The sequence below is a fragment of the Mesorhizobium sp. M7A.F.Ca.US.014.04.1.1 genome (assembly GCF_003998745.1).
Taxonomy (GTDB): domain Bacteria; phylum Pseudomonadota; class Alphaproteobacteria; order Rhizobiales; family Rhizobiaceae; genus Mesorhizobium; species Mesorhizobium ciceri.
The window spans coordinates 1-2550 of the sequence record NZ_RZRW01000725.1; the positions used below are offsets into that span (position 1 = coordinate 1).

Annotated in this window: 3 protein-coding genes; all 3 read left to right on the plus strand. The window is 63.5% G+C overall.

Translation table 11 applies throughout. From position 1 onward, the window contains the following. The coding region (locus tag EOA22_RS30550) for a M20/M25/M40 family metallo-hydrolase (RefSeq protein ID WP_127390470.1) at positions 1-369 on the plus strand (369 nt) is incomplete at its 5' end. A 430-nt stretch (positions 370-799) separates the two neighbouring features. Then, the gene (locus EOA22_RS30555; protein WP_013532459.1) at positions 800-973 is read left to right on the plus strand and encodes a hypothetical protein; all 174 of its coding nucleotides are present in this window, start codon (positions 800-802) and stop codon (positions 971-973) included. A 97-nt stretch (positions 974-1070) separates the two neighbouring features. Beyond that, a partial coding sequence (locus tag EOA22_RS30560) for an ATP-dependent helicase (protein WP_164756045.1) occupies positions 1071-2550 on the plus strand: 1480 nt, incomplete at its 3' end.

The following is a 2550-nucleotide window of genomic DNA, read 5'->3' on the forward strand; positions in this document are numbered from 1 at the left end:
GAGCGGCAGATGCGCATTCTCGCCGAGGGCATCGCTGCCGCCTATAATGTCACCGCCGAGGTCAAGTACAGCAGGGAGTTCGTGCCGCTGCGCAACGATGCCGAACTGGTCGATGCCGCATTCGCCGCCGCCAGAGGCGTCTTCGAACCCGGCAACATCGCCGTCGCCCGCGAGCCGATGACCGCTTCGGAGGATTTCGCCCGCTTCCTCGACCACGTGCCGGGCTGCTTCGTCTTCCTCGGCAATGGCGAAGCTTCCGCGCCGCTGCACAATTCCAGCTACGACTTCAACGATGACGGGCTGCTGTTCGGCACGAATTTCCATGTAGCCGTGGTCAGGCAAAGGCTGGGTGGCGACGCGGGAAGATGATCGCGTTTTGATCGCCAACTCCCGGGTTTATTGAGATTGCCGGGATGATGGTCAAGACAAGCTCTTGACGGCTGGTGACCGATAGGGCCGTGTGCGTCGGTACGTTTTTAACAAAGACAATCCCCCGATGACGCAGGGGAAAGACTCAGCTAGCCTTACCTGTGCGGCGGACTTAATTATCCGCTTGGCCGGCGCTTCACTCCTCCCAAGCGGCGCCGGCCTTCTTCTCCAAAAGTTCGTCCGGGACGCCACAGCGGGTTGCGGCAGCACGCGAACCTCGCAAAGGCCAAGTTCCGCCTCCGGTTGCCTCGAGAATGCATCGGGAGCGCCGGCGAAACCGCCCTCCATCTTCGACTGCGCGCGTGGACGATTGGCAAGGGAACCAAAGGCTGTTTCTACGGTTGGTTCTGCTCCAAAGGAGTGTTGCACCATGTTCCGTCTGCTCGTCGCCGGCGCCTTCGCCTATGTCACTTATCGCATCGCCAGGAAGATGGTCGAAAACGTGCCCGATACGGTCGACCCGCTGCTGTTGCCGCCGTCGCAACCTGATCGCGAGACCTTGCGACGGCAGTCGGCCGACATGGGTGTCGATCCGCAACGCTAGCCGCGATCCCTTCTCTTCAGACCGGCCCCAGTCCTGCATGGGTTAGGTGTGCCCGCATCGATGTTGCGAACAAAGCAGAAACGATGCTTGATGGGCGATGAACCTCGCCACCGCTGATTCGACCTTTCGGGAACCGACCGTCCAGCCTGCCTATCTCGCGCGGCTGAACGATGCCCAGCGCCAGGCCGTCGAGCACGGCGCCGGTCAGATTGCCGGCCCGTTGCTGGTCATTGCCGGCGCCGGATCTGGCAAGACCAACACGCTGGCGCATCGCGTCGCTCATCTGATCGTCAAGGGCGCCGACCCGCGCCGCATCCTGCTGATGACGTTTTCGCGCCGCGCGGCATCCGAAATGGCCAGGCGCGTCGAGCGTATTGCCGGCGAGGTGCTCGGCCGCGATGCAGCCGTCATCACCGATGCGCTGACCTGGGCCGGCACCTTTCACGGCATCGGCGCGCGGCTGTTGCGCGACTATGCGCTGGAGATCGGTCTCGACCCGGCCTTCACCATCCATGATCGCGAGGATTCCGCCGACCTGATGAATCTGGTCCGCCACGAACTCGGCTTCTCGAAGACGGAAGCGCGTTTCCCCACCAAGGGCACTTGCCTTGCCATCTATTCGCGCGCGGTGAACGCGCAGGCGCCGCTCAACGAGGTGTTGGGTTCCGCCTTTCCCTGGTGCGCCGGCTGGGCGGAGCAGCTGAAAGAATTGTTCGCCGGTTATGTCGAGGCCAAGCAGGCGCAAAACGTGCTCGATTACGACGATTTGCTGCTCTACTGGGCGCAGATGGCGGCGGAGCCCGAGATAGCGGCGCATCTGGGCGGGCGTTTCGACCATGTGCTGGTCGACGAATACCAGGACACAAATCGCCTGCAGGCTTCGATCCTCATGGCGCTGAAACCCGACGGCGCCGGGCTGACGGTGGTGGGCGACGATGCGCAATCGATCTATTCGTTCCGCGCCGCCGAGGTTCGCAACATCCTCGACTTCCCCAATCAGTTCGCGCAAGCCGCCGACGTGGTGATGCTGGAGCGCAATTACCGCTCGACCGAGACCATCCTTGCTGCCGCCAACGCGGTGATCGGCGAAGCCTCGGAGCGCTTCACCAAAAACCTGTGGTCGGAGCGCAAATCCAGCGACAGGCCAAAACTGGTGACCGTGCGCGACGAAGTCGAGCAGGCCAATTTCGTCTGCGACACCATCCTGGCCGAGCGCGAGGCGGGCACAGCGCTGAAATCCCAGGCGGTGCTGTTTCGCGCCTCGCATCACAGCGGGCCGCTGGAGATCGAACTGACGCGGCGCAACATTCCCTTCGTCAAATTCGGCGGCCTGAAGTTTCTCGATGCCGCCCACGTCAAGGATGTGCTGGCGGTGCTGCGCTTTGCCGAAAACCCGCGCGACCGGGTCGCCGGTTTTCGCGTATTGCAACTCTTGCCTGGCATCGGCCCTTCGGCCGCCGCGCAGATCGTCGAGACCATGACGACGGCGCTGGACGAGGCCATGGGGCTGGCCGGCTGGCGTCCGCCGCAACGCGCGGCGGACGACTGGGCTGGCTTCGTCGCGCTCTATTCCGGCC